At 34.8% G+C, this 21175-nt stretch carries 15 protein-coding genes; 9 read left to right on the top strand and 6 right to left on the bottom strand.

The features are described 5' to 3' along the window. Position 1 precedes the first annotated feature (1 nt). The 4 genes from A8975_RS11015 to A8975_RS11000 all read right to left on the bottom strand — a co-directional run bounded on the left by A8975_RS11015 (position 2) and on the right by A8975_RS11000 (position 4580). The gene (locus A8975_RS11015) at positions 2-1378 is read right to left on the bottom strand and encodes a DUF1800 family protein (protein ID WP_131508642.1); all 1377 of its coding nucleotides are present in this window, start codon (positions 1376-1378) and stop codon (positions 2-4) included. A 156-nt stretch (positions 1379-1534) separates the two neighbouring features. Further along, on the bottom strand, positions 1535-2224 hold the full coding sequence (locus A8975_RS11010; protein ID WP_134200522.1) for a hypothetical protein: 690 nt from the start codon (positions 2222-2224) through the stop codon (positions 1535-1537). Beyond that, positions 2202-2912, bottom strand: a complete 711-nt coding sequence (locus A8975_RS11005; RefSeq protein WP_134200520.1) for a hypothetical protein — start codon at positions 2910-2912, stop codon at positions 2202-2204. The genes A8975_RS11010 and A8975_RS11005 overlap by 23 nt, the downstream gene beginning before the upstream one ends. A gap of 114 nt (positions 2913-3026) precedes the next feature. Then, on the bottom strand, positions 3027-4580 hold the full coding sequence (locus tag A8975_RS11000) for an aldehyde dehydrogenase family protein (RefSeq protein ID WP_134200518.1): 1554 nt from the start codon (positions 4578-4580) through the stop codon (positions 3027-3029). 237 nt (positions 4581-4817) lie between these two features. Here A8975_RS11000 and A8975_RS10995 point away from each other — a divergent pair, with 237 nt between their 5' ends. The 6 genes from A8975_RS10995 to A8975_RS10970 all read left to right on the top strand — a co-directional run bounded on the left by A8975_RS10995 (position 4818) and on the right by A8975_RS10970 (position 14903). After that, positions 4818-10394, top strand: coding sequence for an alpha-2-macroglobulin family protein (locus A8975_RS10995; protein ID WP_134200516.1), 5577 nt, complete (start codon positions 4818-4820; stop codon positions 10392-10394). Between the two features lie 81 nt (positions 10395-10475). Beyond that, positions 10476-10826, top strand: coding sequence for a hypothetical protein (locus A8975_RS10990; protein WP_134200513.1), 351 nt, complete (start codon positions 10476-10478; stop codon positions 10824-10826). A gap of 94 nt (positions 10827-10920) precedes the next feature. After that, positions 10921-11643: a YqjF family protein gene (locus A8975_RS10985; protein WP_166667471.1), complete on the top strand. Its 723-nt coding sequence runs from the start codon at positions 10921-10923 to the stop codon at positions 11641-11643. Next, a complete protein-coding gene (locus A8975_RS10980; RefSeq protein WP_134200509.1) occupies positions 11640-11954 on the top strand; it encodes an antibiotic biosynthesis monooxygenase family protein in 315 nt (104 codons plus the stop codon). The genes A8975_RS10985 and A8975_RS10980 overlap by 4 nt, the downstream gene beginning before the upstream one ends. An 87-nt stretch (positions 11955-12041) precedes the next feature. Continuing rightward, positions 12042-14393: a penicillin-binding protein 1C gene (gene pbpC, locus A8975_RS10975; RefSeq protein ID WP_134200507.1), complete on the top strand. Its 2352-nt coding sequence runs from the start codon at positions 12042-12044 to the stop codon at positions 14391-14393. A 63-nt stretch (positions 14394-14456) separates the two neighbouring features. Beyond that, entirely contained in the window at positions 14457-14903 is a 447-nt protein-coding gene (locus A8975_RS10970; protein WP_134200504.1) for a hypothetical protein, read from the top strand. A gap of 54 nt (positions 14904-14957) precedes the next feature. Here A8975_RS10970 and A8975_RS10965 read toward each other — a convergent pair whose 3' ends face one another. After that, a complete protein-coding gene (locus A8975_RS10965) occupies positions 14958-16016 on the bottom strand; it encodes an endonuclease/exonuclease/phosphatase family protein (protein WP_134200503.1) in 1059 nt (352 codons plus the stop codon). A gap of 138 nt (positions 16017-16154) precedes the next feature. Between A8975_RS10965 and A8975_RS10960 the strand changes: the two genes are divergently transcribed. The 3 genes from A8975_RS10960 (at position 16155) to A8975_RS10950 (ending at position 20783) form a co-directional block, all read left to right on the top strand. Beyond that, on the top strand, positions 16155-18923 hold the full coding sequence (locus A8975_RS10960) for a carboxypeptidase regulatory-like domain-containing protein (RefSeq protein ID WP_134200501.1): 2769 nt from the start codon (positions 16155-16157) through the stop codon (positions 18921-18923). 35 nt (positions 18924-18958) lie between these two features. Then, positions 18959-20341 carry a DUF5689 domain-containing protein gene (locus A8975_RS10955; RefSeq protein ID WP_134200499.1) on the top strand — a complete coding sequence of 461 codons (1383 nt, stop codon included), beginning with the start codon at positions 18959-18961 and terminating at the stop codon, positions 20339-20341. A 64-nt stretch (positions 20342-20405) separates the two neighbouring features. Beyond that, positions 20406-20783 (top strand): hypothetical protein, encoded by a 378-nt coding sequence (locus tag A8975_RS10950; protein WP_134200497.1) that lies wholly within the window; start codon positions 20406-20408, stop codon positions 20781-20783. Positions 20784-20837: 54 nt separating this feature from the next. Here the strand turns inward: A8975_RS10950 and A8975_RS10945 are convergent. After that, on the bottom strand, positions 20838-21175 hold a 338-nt coding region (locus A8975_RS10945; protein WP_134200495.1), incomplete at its 5' end, for an OmpA family protein.

The following is a 21175-nucleotide window of genomic DNA, read 5'->3' as shown; positions in this document are numbered from 1 at the left end:
CTTAACACATTTGATATTCTGGCAACGACATAAGTTGAATACATACATCTTGTTTTGAAGATTTGTTTAAATTATTAAGATAAGACAGCGTACCATTGTTTAAAGGTTGTTGAATAATATACTCTTTAAGGTTATTGACCTTTGTTTTGCTGAAATTAGACTCAAAAACCGACCATTTAGCATCTGTTTGAAAAGGTAGCTTGTTTTTATTTCTTTTTAATAAACGCTGTTTATAAGCATCAACAAAATCACCATCTTCTTTACTAGATATAAACGCATTATTCAATAAAACCGAAGCTAATCTTAGCCTAATCATAATTGTGTTACTGTCTATCCAACTTCTTCCACCTTTCCAGCCAGCAACATTAGGAGGAGAAAGTAATACTTGACCCAAAACACGTTGAATTTTTAAAGAATCGCGCTCATTTTTCAGCTTAAATGGTACAGTATTATTTATCCCAACAATTAATTCAACTGGTGATTTTATTTTTGAACCAATATGTTCTTCAGCATAAAACCAATCACTTGAAAAAACAAAACGCATTAACTTTTCAATGTTATAATTAGGATAAAATTGATTCACCATCTGTTCAATATGAACTGAATTTACTCTATCATTCACAAAATACTTGTACACCTTTTCACATATAAACTTAGCGCATTGTTTTTGTTCTAAAATAATGTCAATTATATCATCACCATCATACTTTCCTGCCTTACCAAAAAAGTATTTAAACCCTGTGTCATGCTGTCTTTGTCTAAGATTGAAATCACCTTCAAAGTCATGATTATATCCTGTAAATGCTTTTGCACTCTGCTTAATATCTTGCTCAGTGTAATGGCCTGTTCCTAAAGTAAAAAGTTCCATTAATTCTCTGGCAAAATTCTCGTTAGGGCTTTGTTTTCGGTTCTGTTTGGTATTAAGGTACTTTATCATTGCAGGCTCTTTGGATATGGCCTTCACAAAATCGCCAAAATTACCCAAAGCATGTTGTCTTAAAACATTGTTATATTGCTGAACAAATACTGCATTATCTTCTTTTACAACAAAATGATTTGCCCAAAACAAAGTCATTTTTTCTCGTAGCAACTCATTAGTATTAGTGAGTCTTTGCATCCAAGCACCATTAAATTCAAGTATTTTTTCTCGACTTATTTTATTGAAATCTATTCTAGTGGATTTACTCTTTTTAAGCCTATCAACAGAAAAGCTTTCGAGTTCAATTAAGTCGATTACTAAAGGAGTAGTCTTTGAAGATTGCCTAAAGAGCGTATCAACTACCTGTGTTTTGGTTTTACCAATAAGTTGCTCTATTTGCTTTGGTGTAATACCAAAACCCGCTCTCCAGTACAGGTGTAGAATGTGCTTTTGATTCATATATGTTTGACTTACAGAAACCTGAAACGTTTAAAACAATAACTCAAAAACAGTTCCAAAAATTTTAAAAACAACACTAAAAGTTTGTTAAAGCTTTCAATTTTTACTTAATAGATTAACAATATCACTGATTTTTAATCAATGAATTCTTTCAAACTAGTCTATGAAGGCAGATAACACATCTTTACTGCCTAATGCAAAAATTAAGCCTATTCCTATGCTATGGTATTTGCCTTTTTCGAAGAATTGGTTCAGCTCAGTTGAAGTATTTATTTCCGTTTTGGTAGTTCTATAAGCATAGTCAATATAAATCATAAAGTGACTACTTAATTCATAATTGAAATAGACTCCAAAAGTATTAAGATTTCCTTTGTCTACTTGATACACATTACTTGTTTTGGAATAGTAATTTTTAAATCTTGAGTCTCCATAAAACGAAGCTAATGCTCCTAATCGCATTCTATCAGCTGGCAAAAACTCATACCCAATATATAGATAACTTTCATTTAATGTTGATTTTTTATAATTGCCAACCAATTCAACATCTTTAACATCAAAATAACTTGCACCTGTGTAAAGACCTAAAAAGAATTGTTTGTAAACATACATTTGAAATTTAAAATCAAAACCCGATTTACCTTGTAAACCATCTCCCATGAAATTATCTCCTGTTGTGTTTGGATTATGATAACCCATAGAAAAAAACCCAAAACGTTGTCTATTATTTTCATAAGAAATATTTGAACTCACGCTATCCTTTTCAGAACTTGACTGGGAAAAAGCATTTAACGCAAACAACACAAAAACAGCAACATAAAATGTCTTAATAGGAAAATACAAACTCATTATTACTATTGTTTTCAACTATGAATGTTTCAGTGCTTTCAGGAGCTTCATTAACTGAATAAATAAATACAACTTCAGTACCAGTGGGAGCATAAAAATCTCCCTCTATATCAGGTGTACTGTCATTTAAAATACCATCTAAAAGCTGTTGCGTATTACATTGAGAATCTTCAATATTTAACACTCCTTCATCATATACTTCTGAGCAAAACTCACTAGTAAATCTAAATGAATACTGAATGTTATTTCCCTCTTCGCTAATTCTATTGATAGTATAGTTTACAGCAGTCAACTCTAATAGAATTCTATTTCCTAAATCAAAAGTCAAATTTGTAGGTTCATAATTAATTGTACTGGTTTTATAAACATATTTAGAATGGTTTGGTCCTGCATCTATTTCAACCGAAAAGTCTTCATCTTTATCAAAAAGAGAAACTACAGAAAATTCACCATTTGAATCTGAAAAACCGCTTCCAAGTAAAAACTCTTGTTCTCCACCTAAAAAAGAAGTAACACGGCTTGTGTAGACATTTATTTGTGCATTTTGTATTGCTAAATCATATTGATCTTTCACACTCCCTTTAACTAAAATTCTGGTATTATCTTCAAACCGTGTTTCACAAGCTATAAGTAAAGTGATTAACAGAAATAGTATTAAGCGTCTTAAAATTATCTTTAGCTGAGCCATAAAATATTTATATACACAAAAGATGTATTTTGTAAGAAAAGGTTGCGTCAAAAAGTGTTAAAACTAAAAAAGCCACATCGTTTGATGTGGCTTTAATTTATTTAAAAAAACAGTTTATAAATTAAACTTAATACCTTGCGCTAATGGCAACTCAGTAGTATAATTTATAGTGTTTGTTTGACGACGCATATACACTTTCCAAGCATCACTACCAGACTCGCGTCCTCCTCCAGTTTCTTTTTCACCTCCAAAGGCTCCACCAATTTCAGCTCCTGACGTTCCTATATTTACATTAGCAATTCCACAATCGCTTCCTGCATGAGATAAGAAACGCTCTGCCTCGCGTAAGTTATTAGTCATAATCGCTGAAGACAATCCTTGAGCTACACCGTTTTGCATCTCAATAGCATTTTCTACATCACCAGAGTATTTTAATAAATATAACACTGGAGCAAAAGTTTCATGCTGTACAATTTTCATGTCGTTTCGGGCTTCAGCAATTGCTGGTTTTACATAGCAACCGCTTTCATAACCTTCTCCTGAAAGTACACCGCCTTCAACAACAATATTTCCACCTTCTTCAACAACTTGTGTTAATGCATTTTGGTACATTTTTACTGCATCAGTATCAATTAATGGTCCAACATGATTGTTTTCATCTAATGGATTACCAATTCGTAATTGCTTATAGGCATCTACTACAGCGTCTTTTACTTTATCGTATATTGAATCGTGAATAATTAAACGTCTTGTAGAAGTACAACGTTGTCCTGCAGTTCCTACAGCTCCAAACACTGCTCCTATAACAGTCATTTTAATATCAGCATCTGGTGTAACAATTATTGCGTTGTTTCCTCCTAATTCTAATAAGCTTTTACCTAAACGTCCTGCAACTTCTTGAGCTACAATTTTACCCATTCTTGTTGATCCGGTTGCAGATACTAAAGGCACTCGTGTATCTTTAGTCATCATTTCACCTACTGTATAATCTCCATTTATTAAACAAGAAATCCCTTCTGGTAAATTATTAGCTTTAAAAACTTCAGCTGCAATGTTTTGACAAGCTACTCCACAAATTGGAGCTTTCTCACTAGGTTTCCAAACACATACATCACCACAAATCCAAGCTAAAGCTGTATTCCATGACCAAACAGCTACAGGGAAATTAAATGCAGAAATAATCCCAACAACACCAAGCGGATGATATTGCTCATACATTCTATGTCCTGGTCTTTCAGAGTGCATCGTTAAACCATGAAGCTGACGAGATAACCCTACAGCAAAATCACAGATATCAATCATCTCCTGAACTTCACCTAAACCTTCTTGGTAAGATTTACCCATTTCATAAGACACCAATTTACCAAGAGCTTCTTTCTTTTCTCTTAATTTATCTCCAAACTGACGTACTATTTCTCCACGTTGTGGCGCAGGCATTACTCTCCAAGTTTTAAATGCTGAAGTAGCTGCTTGCATCACTCTTTCATAATCGTCTTTTGTTGTCGCCTTTACTTTGGCTATCAATTTTCCATCAACAGGAGAATAACTTTCAATAACATCTCCATTAGAGAAGTTATTTACACCTGTAGATGTACCTTCATTTATATCTTTAACTCCTAATTGTTGTAACGCTTCTTTTATTCCGAAATCGGTAGCGATTGCATCCATATTTGTCGTTTTTTTATGAATTATTAAATTTTTATGCGAAGATACTAATAAATTGTCGTTTTAACTTGAGAGTTCATTTTTAAAAAACGTAACTTTAAAACTTTAAGTTTAATTAAAAATTTAAGACTTATTTAACAGTAACCCAAAGACTAAAACTTAAAAATTGAGCGTAATTATTTTATAAGGAATTACCTACACTTCTTTTTATTAAGTTCAATTTTTTAAAACCATCAATCTATGCCATTAAGAAAATTTTTGGCTATCGTAGCTGTGCTTACGCTAGTCGCATCCTGCAAAAAGAAAGAAGTAGAAACCGACAACATTTTTAAATTTAGAGACTATATAAGTTACACCTCTTCAGGGTTGGTTTCGGTGGTTGATCCTATTCAAATTAATTTGGCAAACGATGTCGAGGGTTGGGAAATGGGACAAGAAATTACCGATAAGATCGTGTCTATCTCACCACATTCTGAAGGAAAACTAACAGTAGCCAACAAACACACACTAATTTTTACTCCAGACGAACCTCTAGAACCTGCAACAGAATACACTGTTTCAGTAAAGCTGAACAAGATTTACGACAACATTCCGAAAGGGTTTGAAGATTACACCTTTCAGTTTAAAACTATCACGCCAAATTTCAGTATCGTTACCAATAACCTACAATCCTACAGCAAAAATTGGCAGTATTTAGAGTCTATTTTACGTTCGGCAGATGTGATTAATTTAGAAGATGCCAAAAAATTAGTTGAAGCCTCTCAAGACGGAAAAAATCTGTCCATTGTTTTTAATGAAAACAACATGCGTTCAAAAGTTTTTGAATTTAGAATAGATAGCATCAATCGAAAAATTGAGGACAGCGAAATTCTCGTTAAATGGAACGGAAAAGCTATAAAAGCTGATAATTCAGGCGAAAACAAAGTGCTTATTCCAGGTATTAACAACTTCACCATTATTGATGTCGATGTGATTCAATCGCCTGAACAATACCTTTCCATAAACTTTTCCGACCCATTAAAAAAACAGCAAAACTTTGATGGATTGGTTACTATTCAAAATGTAAAAAACCCAAAATATATTGTTGATGGCAACGTGTTAAAAGTATATCCAGACAGCAAGTTGGTTGGCAATATTCTGGTTGATGTGTTTCAAGGCATTTCCAACGATGAAGGCTTTAAACTCAAAAAACCATTTTCTGAAAGCATTGCTTTTGAAGCTCTAAAACCGCAAGTTCGATTAATCAGCAATGGTACCATTTTACCAAATTCACAGGAACTAAAATTCAACTTTGAAGCGGTAAATTTAAGTGCTGTTGATGTACGCATCATCAAGATTTTTGAAGATAATATTTTACAATTTCTACAAGATAACAACCTCAACAGTAACAACGAATACAACATTAAAAAAGTTGGTCGTCGCATTGCCAAACAAACCATTCAACTACAAACTGCTGCCGAAAACACTGGGAAATGGAAAGCCTACAGCATCGATTTATCCCATTATTTTAAGGCTGATGCTGGTGCAATGTATCGCGTGGAATTGAGTTTCAACAAAAATTATTCACTATACGATTGTTCTGCAAACACCTCTATTACCAATGCAGAAGATGATGAATACGACGATTATTACTACGAAGAAGACTATTATTACGAAGGCGATTACAATGAGACTTTTACCGAAGACGAAGAATTAAAAGAAGAAGAATATTGGGACAACCTCACGTACAGATACCGAAACTACACTTACAATTGGCGTGAACGCGATAACCCTTGTCACGAAGCGTATTACAACGAAAACCGTATCGTATCTCAAAATCTGTTAGGTTCAAACTTGGGTGTGATTGCCAAAAAAAGCACCAACAATTCCTACTATTTTGCAGTTACCGATATTTTAACCACCAATCCGGAAGCCAATGCGTCGGTTAAAATTTACAACTTTCAGCAGCAAGAAATCGCTTCTTTATTTACCGACAAAGACGGACTCGTAACTATTGATGCCGAAAAACACGCGTCATTTGCCATTGTCACCAAAGGTGCTAACAAAACCTATGTAAAATTGGCTGATGGTAATTCGTTGTCGTTAAGCAAATTTGATGTTTCAGGAAATAAATTACAACGCGGACTTAAAGGCTACATTTATGGCGAACGTGGTGTGTGGCGCCCTGGAGACACGCTGCATTTAACTTTTATGTTGAATGACGTTGCCAACAAACTCCCAAAAGGACATCCTGTAAAACTGGAAATGACTGACCCTAACGGCAAGTTGGTTTACAAAAATATTACTGCGGATAACCTCAACAATTTTTACACGTTTACTGTACCAACATCAACCGAAGATAAAACCGGAAATTACAACGCCAAAGTTTCGGTTGGTGGTGCGACTTTCCATAAAGGATTGAAAATTGAAACCGTAAAACCAAACCGATTAAAACTTAAAGTCGATTTTGAAAACGACATTTTAACCAGCAACGAACCATTAAACGGAACTTTAGATGTAAAATGGCTTCACGGAGCTGCTGGAAAAAACTTAAAAGCTGAAGTGAAGGCGAAATTCAGCACATCGTATTCAGGGTTTAAAAATTATACCGATTACGTTTTTAACGACCCAACTCGCGAATTCAACGCCGAAGAAATCAACGTGTTTGAAGGCAATGTAAATGCTGATGGTTTAGCAAGCATCAACAAAAAGTTGGAAGTCGGTAAAAATGCTCCAGGCATGCTGAACGTACAATTTTTGGTTCGTGCCTTTGAAAATGGCGGAGATTTTTCAATGGATGCTTTCACCAAACAATATGCGCCTTACGAGTCGTTTGTTGGTTTGAAATCACCTAAAGGAAATGCCTACGGCTCATTTTTTACAGATGAAAACCAAACCTTTGATGTGGTTGTGGTCGATAAAGATGGTAAACCTATTAAACGTGACAATCTTGAAGTAAAAGTCTATAAAATTGAATGGCGTTGGTGGTGGAATTCCTCTTACGACAACCTGTCGAGTTACGTATCAAGCAGCTACCACAGACCGTATTTAGACACCAAAGTCAATACCGATGCCAACGGAAAAGGGTCGTTCAGTATAAAAATTCCCGATAACGAACGTGGTCGTTACCTCATTAGAGTGGTTGACCCAAAAAGTGGTCACGCCACAGGACGAACCGCTTATTTCTATAAAAACTGGTGGCAAAAAGCACCTTCAAACGATAAAGAAGCTGCTAAAATGTTAGTGTTTTCAGCCGATAAAGAACAGTACAATGTTGGCGAAACGGCAAAAATCACTTTTAATTCTGGTAACGAAGGACGTGCTTTGGTAAGTATAGAAAATGGCACCGAAGTTCTCGATTACAGATGGGTAAAAACCCAACAAGGTGAAACGGTTGTGGATGTACCGATAACCAATGTAATGACGCCAAATGTGTTCGTTAATATTTCGTTGTTGCAACCGCACGCTATTTCGGCAAACGATTTACCCATCCGCTTGTATGGCGTCATTCCAATCATGGTGGAAGACCCAAATACCAAACTGGAACCTCAACTAAAAATGCCTGATGTGTTAAAACCAGAACAAGAATTTAAAGTTTCGGTTTCGGAAAAAAACAACAAATCCATGACTTACACCATTGCGATGGTGGAAGAAGGTTTACTCGATTTAACACGTTTTAAAACACCAAATGCTTGGGACGAATTTTACAAACGTCAAGCTTTGGGTGTAAAAACTTGGGATATTTTCGACGATGTTATTGGCGCATATTCCGGCAGTATTGACCAAGTGTTTGCCATTGGTGGTGATGGTAGCGCATTGGCTGGAAAAAACAAAAAAGCCAACCGTTTTAAACCTGTGGTTACCTATTTAGGTCCTTTTACTTTAAAAGCTGGTGAGAACAACACGCACAGCATCAAACTGCCAAATTATATTGGTTCGGTACGCACTATGGTGGTTGCTGGAGACAATACCAAAGAAGCTTACGGAAGTACCGACAAAACCGTACAAGTGAAAAAACCGTTGATGGTGTTGGCTTCGCTTCCGCGGAAATTAAGCCCTGGCGAAAAAGTAACACTTCCGGTTACTGTTTTTGCGATGGAAAACAAAGTAAAAAACGTCAATATTAGCTTGAAATTAAGCGATGGCATTTCCGTAGTTGGTGCGCAAACCCAAAACTTGAGTTTTGCAAAACCTGATGAGCAAATGGCGTATTTTGAATTGGACGTAAGTAAAGCAAAAGGCATCAATACCGTTGAAGTGATTGCTTCCGGAAATGGCGAAAAATCGACTTACAAAGTAGAATTGGATGTCGTGAATCCGAATCCAATTACTTCAAAATCTATCGACAAAACTTTAGAAGCTAAAGCCACAGGCACATTGGATTTCTCAACCTTTGGCGTTGTAGGAAGCAATAGCGCAACGATAGAATTTTCAACCTTACCTCCAATGGATTTCACTCGCAGATTGCAGTATTTAATTCAATATCCTCACGGTTGTTTGGAGCAAACTACTTCGGCTGTTTTTCCGCAGTTATTCTTGAGTGATATTTTCGATTTAACTTATGATAAAAAGCAAAACATTCAATCCAACATTGAAAATGGCATTAAAAAACTAGCCCATTTTCAGCAGCCCAATGGCGGAATGAGTTATTGGATGGGAGAAAATACCGCTAACGATTGGAGCACCAGTTATGCAGGACATTTTATGTTGGAAGCCGAAAAGAAAGGCTTTGTGTTGCCGCTAACCTTCAAAAGCAATTGGTTAAGTTATCAAAAACAAGCTGCTCGCGATTGGAGACCAAGTTACAGAACTTACAACTCTGATTTAGCGCAAGCCTACCGATTATACACTTTGGCATTGGCTGGTGAACCCGATTTAGCAAGCATGAACCGTTTGCGTGAGTTTACCGAAATTTCAAACGAAGCAAAATGGCGATTGGCAGCAGCATACGCCTTGGCAGGACAAAAAGAAGCGAGTGAAAGCATTTCGCAACGTGCCAATATTAATTTTCAACCGCCTCGATACAACTATTATACTTACGGTTCGATAGATAGAAATAGAGCCATGGCATTGGAAACTATGGTCTTGACCAAAAACCCAAAACAGCGCGAATTGGCACAATATATTGCCAAAGAGTTGTCTGGAAATCGTTGGATGAGCACTCAAACCACAGCCTACAGTTTGTTGGCTATGGCAAAAATGGTGGAAGCCAATGGCGGAAAAGCTTTGAACATAAGCTATACCAACAATGGCAAAACCGAAACCATAAACACCAAAAGTGCCATTGCGCAACGCGAACTCAACGTTATTGACGGCAATAATGCACTTTCGTTTACCAATAACATTGATAATGTGGTGTATATACGTGTGTTGAATTCAGGGAAATTACCTTTAGGCGAAGAAATTTCAGAACAACGTGGATTAAGCGTTTCGGTGCAATACAAAGATTTAAAAGGCAACAAAATAGATGTTTCCAAGCTGCAACAAGGTCAGGATTTTGTAGCAACTGTTAGCGTTAGTAATCTTAAAAATGAAAACGTAAACGATGTAGCTTTAACGCAAATTTTCCCTTCAGGTTGGGAAATCGTCAATACACGCTTTACCGATTTTGGTGACACGACTACAAGTCAAGCACGTTATACAGACATTAGAGACGACCGTGTGAATTTCTATTTCGATTTAAGTAAAAAAGGAAAACATGGCGCCAAAACCTTTAACGTGATGTTGAACGCTTCCTATTTAGGAACCTATTATTTACCAGGAATTCAAGCCGAAGCGATGTATGACAATGAGTATTTAGTGAGAACTAAAGGACAATGGATAACTGTTGAGAAGTAATTGTCATTCCGTACTTGATACGGAATCCAAATGAAATAGATTCTGCGTCGTAGCGCAGAATGACAAAATTAAACTCATAATATGAGAAAGGTAATTTGTTATTTAATTTTTGCATTTACAACTTCTCTTTTAGTCGGTTGTAAAACTGATAATGTTGATGGGATTGTTATAGGTGACACTTTATTTGTTCATCAAAGCTTTAGTAGAAACAAAAAAATGAAAAAGTTGATTCAACAATCCTTGAACAAGGATACTAATGCTTTAGTTAGTTTGAAAAATTTTCCTAATGGAGGTGCTGCTAGTAGTTATGATTTAGGCTATGTAATAACACAAATTATTTACAGACTAGGTGAGGAGGAATTTATAAGTTTAGTTAAAAGATTTCCTGAAAACGAACAAGATTTCGAAGGATTAATCGATGTAGGATTATAATATGGCGATAATGATTATGATGGTAAAATGGATGATAAACGTTTTAAAGATGAATTCCCGAAGTTGTATAATTATATAAATCATTAATCTCGTTTTGAAAGCAAAAGAAATATTAAAACATACCAAACACAGGCCTTTTGAAGTCCCTTCACGCTCTTGGAAGTTTTACCAAGAGTGGAACAAAGCCATTTTTTTACATTGGGAAGTTACTCCAGAGCAAATAACACCTTTTCTACCTAAAGGTTTATCGGTAGATACGATTAACGGAAAAACTTGGGTTAGTTTGGTGGCTTTTAATATGAATAATATTGGTGTAAGAAGTTTGCCTAAAGTCCCACATATATCAGATTTTCATGAAATAAACATACGCGTTTATATTACTTGCAATGGCAAACCCAGTGTTTACTTTTTAAGTATGGAAGGCAGTAAACGCTCCTCGTGCAAAGTCTTAAAAGCAATGTCTAAATTTCCGTATTATTATTCTAAAATGGAACGAACGGACTTTAGCTTTACTTGCATAAACAAGAATTACGACAATTCATTTTACACTGAATATCGTTTTGACAACAAACAGATTATAAAAGATGAAACTGATATTTGGCTAACCGAACGTTATGCGGTTTTTCAGGATTATAAAAACCATATTATTGAGTACGATGTGCATCACGTTGAATGGCCAATGGAATCTATTTCAATAAAAAAGTTAGAACTAGATTACCCTAAATTCAATCACTTAATCAATAACAAACCTGATAGAATTCACTACTCTAAAGGTGTCCAAGTTTTAACTTGGGACAAAAGAAAGCTCACGCTATGAAGAAAGATTTTAAACCCTATTATGCAGTCATTTTCACTTCAACTCAAAAAGAAAATATTGAAGGTTATGCTGAAATGGCTAACCAAATGGAAGCACTTGCCAAAACTCAAGACGGCTTTTTAGGTATGGATAGCGCAAGAAACGAAGTTGGAATTACAGTGAGCTATTGGGAAAGTCTGGAAGCTATAAAAAACTGGAAGCAAAACACCGAACATTTAATAGCACAACAAAAAGGCAGACAAGATTGGTACAGTTGGTATAATGTGAAAATTTGTAAGGTAGAGCGTGAGTATAAGTTTGGAGAAATATAATCAAAGCTGTCATTCCGCACTTGATGCGGAATCCAAATAAAATAGATTCTGCGTCGCAGCGCAGAATGACAAAATCTAGCACTTAATTTGAAACGCCTCTTATCTTACATAAAAAACAACAAAATAAAGTCAGTGGCACTTTTTGTATTGCTGATTGCCTACTATTTCTGTTTGCCAAAACAACTTTTCAAAGACCCAACCGCAACGGTTATCACCAGTAAAAACGATGAATTATTAGGTGCTCAAATTGCAAAAGACGGTCAATGGCGATTTCCGCATAACGATAGTATTCCAGAGAAATTCAAAACTTGCATTATTCAGTTTGAGGACGAATATTTCTACAAACATCCTGGTTTTAATCCGGTTTCCATTTTTAAAGCTTTACGCGAAAATCTAAAATCTGATGGTATAAAACGTGGTGGAAGCACCATTACGCAGCAAGTGATTCGATTATCCAGAAAAGGTAAAAACAGAACCTATTTTGAAAAAGCCATTGAAATTGTTCTGGCAACACGTTTAGAATTACGAACTTCCAAAGATAAAATTCTCTCTTACTATAGCAGCAATGCACCTTTTGGAGGCAATGTCGTTGGTTTAGATGCTGCTTCGTGGCGTTATTTTAACAGAAATTCGAATGAACTTTCTTGGGCTGAAAGTGCCACTTTAGCTGTTTTACCTAATGCTCCTAGTTTAATTTACCCTGGGAAAAATCAGGAGCGCTTACTTAAAAAACGCAACCGTCTTTTAGCAAAATTGCTTCAAAACCAAATTATTGATTCGTTAACTTATAATTTATCCGTTGCCGAAAGTTTGCCACAAAAACCGTTTCCGTTGCCACAAATCGCACCTCATTTGTTGCAAAAAGTGACTCAAAATTATTCTGGTAAACACATAAAAACAACCATCAACACACCATTGCAGCAGCAGGTTAATCGTATTGTAAAAAGACATTACAATGAATTAAGTCAGAATGAAATTTACAATGCTGCAGTTTTGGTTCTAGATGTAAAAACCAGACAGGTTTTGGCTTATGTGGGCAACACGCCTACCGATAAATCCCACCAAAAAGATGTGGATATTATTGACAAACCAAGAAGTACAGGTAGTATTTTAAAACCGTTTTTATATGCTGCAATGCTTGATGCTGGCGATATTTTACCCAACACTTTAGTGGCAGATGTACCGACACAATTTGGCAGTTACAATCCCGAGAATTACAACAAAACTTACGATGGCGCCATACCAGCAAGTAGGGCTTTATCGCGTTCGTTGAATGTACCTTCGGTGAGGATGCTTCAGGAGTTTGGGTTGGATCGATTTCATCATTACCTAAAAACGCTTCAGCTAAAAGATTTAAAATACAACGCTAATCATTACGGTTTATCGCTCATTCTTGGTGGTGCCGAAAGCAACCTTTGGGACTTGTGCAAAAGCTACGCGGCATTGTCTTCAACCTTAAATCATTTTTCTGAAACGTCGAGTGAATATTATTCCAACGAGTTTTGTGAACCTACATTTTTAGCTTCGGAAACGGTTGACTTCGGAAAAAAAAATAGTGAAAAAATACTTTTTGATGCAGGCTCCATTTATCTCACTTACGAAAGTTTAAAAGAAGTAAATCGACCAGAAGGCGACGAAAACTGGGAGTTTTTTGATGGTTCTAAACAAATTGCTTGGAAAACAGGAACCAGTTTTGGCTTTCGTGATGCTTGGGCTATTGGCACAACAACAGATTACGTGGTTGGTGTTTGGGTAGGAAATGCTGATGGCGAAGGCAGACCAGGTTTGGTTGGAGTACAAGCAGCAGCTCCTATTTTATTTGACGTGTTTGATGTGTTACCAAACAGCCCATGGTTTGCAAAACCTTTTGATGAAATGCAAGAAGTTACTATCTGCAAAAAAAGTGGCCATAGAGCATCACCAAATTGTGATGATACCGAAAATAAATTTATTCAAATTAGCGGATTGAAAACCAAACCTTGTCCGTATCATGTGTTGGTGCATTTGGATAAGACTGAAACGTTTCAAGTGAATTCTTCTTGCGAGAGCACAAGCAATATCACGCATAAATCGTGGTTTGTGCTGCCACCTTTGATGGGGTATTATTACAAAACCAAAAATCCGTTTTACAAGCCGTTGCCAAAATTTAGAAGTGATTGTTTGGGTGAAAACAGTATTTCAATGGCATTTATTTATCCGAAGGAAAACAACAGTATTTTTCTGCCAAAAGATTTTGACGGTTCAACCAACGATTTAGTGCTCCAAATCGCCCATTCAAAACCTGAAACTACTGTGTTTTGGTATGTTAATGATATTTATATGGGAAGCACGAAAGACATCCACGAACTCGCCATTATCCCTAAACAAGGTAAGCACTTAATTACTGTGGTAGATGAATTTGGTAATGAAGCGAAGCGACATTTTACAATTTCAGAATAAGCTTATGCTTATTGATGCCATAAAATCGCTATTTTTGTCTTACAAACATTTTATATACTAACTATGTACGATACTATTAAATTTTTACATTCCTATTGGGCTTACTTGGTGCTTTTGGTTTTAATCATTGCTACTGTTAATGCTCTTGTTAAGTTTTTTGGCAACAAAGAATTTCAAGCCTTTGATTTTAGAGTTTCATTATTCACTCTTATTACTTCTCATATACAGCTCTTATTAGGGTTAATATTCTTTTTTGTATCTGATTATATGGCTTTGATTAGTGATATGGGAATGGGTAGTATTATGGGAAATGATGATTTACGTTCTAAAATTATTGAGCATCCTTTTGCGATGATTATTGCTGTTGTACTTATTACAATTGGCTATTCTAAACATAAAAAGAAATTAACTTCTAAACCTAAGTTTAAACTTTTGGCTATATTTTATACTATTGCGTTAGCATTTGTATTGTATATGATACCATGGAAAATTTGGTTGGGTATAGCTTAAATAAAAAAAGCGCAAATAAATATTTGCGCTTTTTTTATTTGAAGAAAATTCTTCTTATTCTTTTACTTCTTTAATGACATAAACATATACTGGAAAGTGGTCACTAAAGCCATCGGTAAATCCACCATCTGCAAAACTTCTTAATGGATATCCTTTATAACGTCCATATTTATTAGTTAAGTAGTTTTTGTTAAAAATACCTGCTTTGTACATTCTAAATGAATCGTAATCTTTTTCAATTAAAGGTTTAGTAACCAAAATTTGGTCAAATAAACTCCATGCATCTCTATATGCTGTTGTTCCTAAGCCATCTTTCTTGAAAAAATCTTCATAAGGGTTATAAATTCCTTTAAGTTTTACTTTGTCTTTATTGTTTTCAGCCTTAAGAACCTTTTTTACACTTTCATTGGTAGGATCGTCATTTAAATCGCCCATGATGAATATTTTAGCATAAGGATCGATAGACTGAAGCGAATCTACAATACGCTTACTAAGTTTAGCTGCTGCAACACGCTTTGGTCTACTACGTGCTTCTCCACCACTACGAGAAGGCCAGTGATTAACCACAACATGCACTAACTCTCCATCTAATTCTCCACTCACTAAAAGTTGATCTCTAGTATACACACGCTTTCTACTAATATCATCATAGAGTTTCAACTCGTGAGAACTTGTGCTTATTGGTCTGAATAACTTTTTTTGATACAATAAAGCAACGTCAATTCCTCTAGCATCTGGTGAATGGTAATGAATAATACCATAGTCTTTATCTAATAATTGAGGATCGTTAACAACATCTTCAAGTACATCTCTGTTTTCAATTTCAGAAACACCAATAATAGCTGGAGCGTTTCCTGTAACATCTGCACCAATTTCAGAAATTACTCTCGCCATATTTTTAACCTTTTTCTCATAAACCTCTTGTCTGTTAGCGCTCATTTCCATAATTGGACTCGCCTCGTCAAACTTTAATGGGTCATTAATGGTATCGAATAAATTTTCTAAATTGTAAAAAGCAACTGTGTGAATTTTAAATTTCTTTTTCTCTTGCGCATTAGCGGTAAAAAAAGATGCTACAAGTAGTAATGCAGCACAAATTTTCAAGTATTTCATTTATAGCTATGTTATGTTATCATTAATATGAGTACAAAACTCAGGCCAAAAGTATATATTTATTATAAATAATGTAAATTTGCACGCCTTAAATAATAATTATTTAATGTAGACAAGACAATTAACTTAAAATTTAGTATGAAAAAAAGTTTATTAATTTTTCTATTTGGAATTTTTTCATCTCTTACAATGTATGCTCAAAGCACAATTGTAAAAGGTAGTGTTAAAGATGCAGTAACATCTGAACCAATTCCTGGTGTAACGATTACAATAGAAGAAACACAACAAACAACTACTACAGATGCTCTTGGTGAGTTTACATTTTCTTCAAACGTGCCACTAGGTGAGCAAGTTTTAAGAATTTCAAAAAATGGATATACTACTAAAAGATATCCTATTGTAGTAAATGAAGGAAGAACAGTGAATATTACAGACATGACATTAGATATTGATGTCTCTGACTCTGTTGATTTATTTACTATCACTCTTTCTGACGATGAGTTAAACGATGATACCAGTGCTGCCGACAACATTTCTGGTCTTTTACAATCATCGCAAGACATCTTTCAGCGTACTGCTGCCTTTGAATTTAGTTCTTCTTTCTTTAGAGTAAGAGGTTTAGATTCTGAAAACGGTTCCATATTACTTAATGGAATTGAAATGAACAAAGTTTTTGACGGAAGACCACAATGGAGTAATTGGGGTGGACTTAATGACGTGTTACGTAACCAAGAATTAACTACTGGTTTAACACCTTCTGCTTACAACTTTGGTGGTGTTTTAGGAACTACAAATATTAATTTAAGAGCTTCTAGCTACAGAAAAGGTGCTCGTGTTACGTATTCATCTTCAAACAGAAGTTACACTAACCGTTTAATGGCTAGTTATGCTTCTGGTTTAGTAAAAGGTGGTTGGGCTTACACTTTTATGGTAGGAAGACGTTGGGGAAATGAAGGTTTCCAAGATGCAACACTATATGATGCTAATTCATTTTTTGCTTCTATAGAGAAAAAAATAAATGACAAGCACAGCATAAACTTTACTTCAATTTATGCGCCTAACAGAAGAGGAAAATCTTCTCCTAACACACAAGAAATTTATGATTTAAAAGGAATTAAGTATAATGAATATTGGGGTTATTTAGATGGTGAAAAGCGTAACTCTCGTGTAAAAGAAGTTGAAGAACCAATTTTAATGTTAAACCACTATTGGGATATTAGCAGCAAAACATCTTTAAACACAAATGTTGCTTACCAATTTGGTAAATTAGGAAATAGTAGATTAGATTTCTCAGGTGGAGCTAACCCAAGTCCTGCTTATTACCAAAAACTACCAAGTTACTTTTTAGCAGATAATGATGGTCCTGATTATGCAGGTGCTTATACAGCTGAACAAGAATTTATTAACGATGGTCAGTTAGACTGGAACAGAATTATAGACGCCAACCTTACCAATAATATTAATGGTGATAATGCTGCTTATGTTTTATATGAAGACAGAAGTGACGATAAACAAATTACAGCTAATACTATTTTAAGCTCTGAGCTTTCTCAAAATATATTATTAAATGCTTCTGTTAATTACAGAAAATTAAAATCAGAAAATTTTGGTGAAATCATTGATGTTTTAGGTTCTACTGTTGGAGCTTTAAACGTAGATGCTTTTGATGGTTATCAATTTGATGCTCAAAACCCTGACCGAAGTGTAGGTGAAGGAGACAAGTTTAGATATAACTATAACTTACATGCCGATATCGTTTCAGGTTATGCTCAAGCACAATTTAAATACAACAAAGTTGATTTTTATGTTGCTGGTAGCTTAACAAGCACACAATACCAAAGAGAAGGTCTTTGGGAACACAGTAGGTTTGCTGGAGACGGTTCATACGGTAAAGGTGAAAAACTATCATTTACTGGTTTTGGTGCTAAAGGTGGATTTACTTATAAAATTACAGGTAAACACTTATTTGATGTTAACGCTGGTTACATTACAAGAGCACCTTCTTTAAGAAACACGTACTCTAACTCAAGAGAAAACCACAATATCGTAAGAGGTATTGAAGAAGAAAAAGTAACCTCAGTTGATGCAAGCTATATTTTTAGATCTCCAATTGTAAAAGCTAGACTTACAGGTTTCTATTCAAAAATAGAAGATGCTAACGAAGTATCTTTTTACTATGCTGATGGTTTAAGTGGTTTTGATATTCAGGATAACGAAACTTCTGCTTTTGTTCAAGAAGTATTACAAGGTATAGATAAAAGACATATAGGAGCAGAGTTTGGTATTGAAGCGCAAGTAACACCTACAATTAAGTTAAAAGGTGCTGCTTCAGTAGGACAATACACATACGACAACAATCCTAATTTATACTTAACATCTGCTAGTTTCACTTCAGAAGATGGTTCAATCTCTTACGGAGAAGCTAACTTAAAAGATTATAAAATTGCTGGAGGACCACAACGTGCTGCTTCAATTGGTTTTGAATATCGTGATCCAGACTACTGGTGGTTTGGTGCAACAGCAAACTTTTTCTCAAACGCATACTTAGATATTAATCCATTAACAAGAACTGAAAATTTCTATTTAGATGCTGATGGATTACCATTTAATGACTATGATGAAGCTATTGCTACTGAGTTATTAAAACAAGAAGAATTTGACGATTATATGGTAGTTAACCTTATAGGAGGAAAATCTTGGAAAATTGACGATTACTACATTGGTTTCTTTGCAAGTGTAGGTAACCTATTAGACAAAGAGTACAAAACTGGAGGTTTTGAACAAGGTAGAAACGCTAATTATAGAGAGCTTAGAGACGACACTGCAAACCCAACAAGAGTGTTTGGACCAAAATATTGGTACGGTCGTGGTACTAACTACTTTGTAAATGTGTATTTTAGATTCTAGAAAAAGAAAAATTAAATAAAATTAATTAACAAATTATGAAAACAAACAAATTATTAACGTACGCATTAAGCTTAATGGTATTATTTACTATTACTTCATGTGTAGAAGATGACGACTTTACTATTCCTAGTAATTTAGGAACTGAAGAAAACTTAGGTCTTCAACGTATTTTAGATTCTGTAGCTATGTCAGACAACTGGTCAATGATGAGTATTGCAGATGTAAAAAACTTATATAATGGAGCACCTACTGCAATAGAATCTAACATTGTTGTTAAAGGTTATGTATCTTCTTCAGATTTAACAGGAAATTTCTATAAAGAGTTTTACATGCAAGATGCACCTGAAAACCCTACAGCAGCAATAGGTATACTTTTAAATCAAGTTGATTCATACAATCAATTTAATAAGGGTAGAGAAGTTTATGTTTCTTTAAATGGATTATACATTGGAGAAAACTCTAACGAACTGTTAAGTATTGGATTAGAAGATGGCGATGAAGTAACTGAAATAACAGCTGCTATGGTGCCTGACTATGTTTTTAGATCTGATGTTACTGAAACCATTGTTCCTTTAGTTGTAGATCCTTCAGACATTAACTCTTCACACTTAGGAATGTTTGTATCTTTAGAAAACATGCAGTTTTTAAGTGATTTAGAAGGTAGACCATTTGTTGATCCTTATGATGATTTTGATACACAAAGAGCAATGTCTAGTTGTGAATCAGGTTATGAATTTGATGTATTTACTAGCTCATTTGCAAGTTTTTCTGACTTACCTGTTCCAACTGAATTCAGAGGAACTATATCAGGAGTTGTTTACCAAACTTACGGAGGAGATGAAATAGTATTAAGCCTTAATGATACTAGTGATATTGACTTTAACGATCAACGTTGCGATCCTGTTTTTGAAGAAGGATTTGGTTCGGCAATCGATAATACTGAACTTAATATTGATGGTTGGATTAACTATGCTGAAGCTGGTAGTGTAGTTTGGACTGAGCAAGTATATTCTGGAAACGGTTATGCTGAGCTTAATCCTTATAACTCTGGAGATTCTTCTAATATTGCTTGGTTAATCACTCCAGGAATTGATATGGATGCTCAAACAGGTGAAACATTTACTTTTGCAACTGAGCATGCTTATCCTGATGCAGGTCATGACCCATTAGAAGTACTAATCTCAACTGATTTTGATGGTACTGAAGATGGAGTAACAACTGCAACTTGGACAACTTTAACAGTAAACAAAAGTTATATTGTAGATTTTGATACATGGTTTACTTGGGTAAGCTCTGGTTCTGTAGATCTTTCTTCTTATACAGGAACAGCTTATATAGCGTTTAGATATACAGGAAGTGATACATCAAACCAAAACATGACATTACATGTTGATAATGTAAAAATATCTGTAGATTAATTAAGCTAGATAACTTATTAAAAACCTGCTAAAATTATTTAGCAGGTTTTTTTATATTTAATAAATGACAACCTTTGATACTTTATTCTTTTCCTTTTTTAATCAAATTAAAAAAAGGTATAAACAGCGTTCAAACACAATTAGTGTTGCCTACATTTCTTTAGTACAATGTTCATTAGTATTGCTTTTAGGTATTTTCTTTTCTGAATTCTTAGCTCAAATGAAAGTAAATACTATGTCATCCTCTAAAGCTTGGACACTTTTTATCTTAGTTTCAATAGCACTTTATTTTAGAAATTGGATGTACTATAGTGGCAAAAAACGAAAAATTCTTAATACTAAAACAAAGAGTAACAATCCTCAATATAGTATTGTCTCTTTAATACTTTTACCAATTGTAACCATAGCTATTGCCATACTATTTCTGATAAAAATTTCATAAAAAAAGCTCTATCGTAAAAGATAGAGCTTTTTTTATTTTTTACTTAAAGCAATATTACATAGGTCCACCACTAACGATGATGAAGTCCGACCTTCTGTTCATCTGGTGTTGTTCCTCTGTACATCCTGAGCCACAGTCTTCCTTAGGCTCACTCTCTCCTTTGCCTGATCCTGTTATTCTTGATCTGTCTATCCCTTTAGAGACTACATAAGATACTGTTGTCTTTGCTCTCCTGTCCGATAAGGCCATGTTGTATGATGCTGATCCTCTACTGTCTGTATGTGACGATACTGAGATAACCATCTCTGGATACTTTTGCATCACCTGTACCAGCTTATCCAACTCAAATGCTGCTTGTGAGGTAATGTTAGACTTGTCAAAATCAAAATAAA

Origin of the sequence: Meridianimaribacter flavus (assembly GCF_004366715.1) — a bacterium.
GTDB classification, from domain to species: domain Bacteria; phylum Bacteroidota; class Bacteroidia; order Flavobacteriales; family Flavobacteriaceae; genus Gaetbulibacter_B; species Gaetbulibacter_B jejuensis.
Note: the sequence above shows the minus strand (reverse complement) of the source record. Positions and strands in the feature narration are given on the sequence as shown.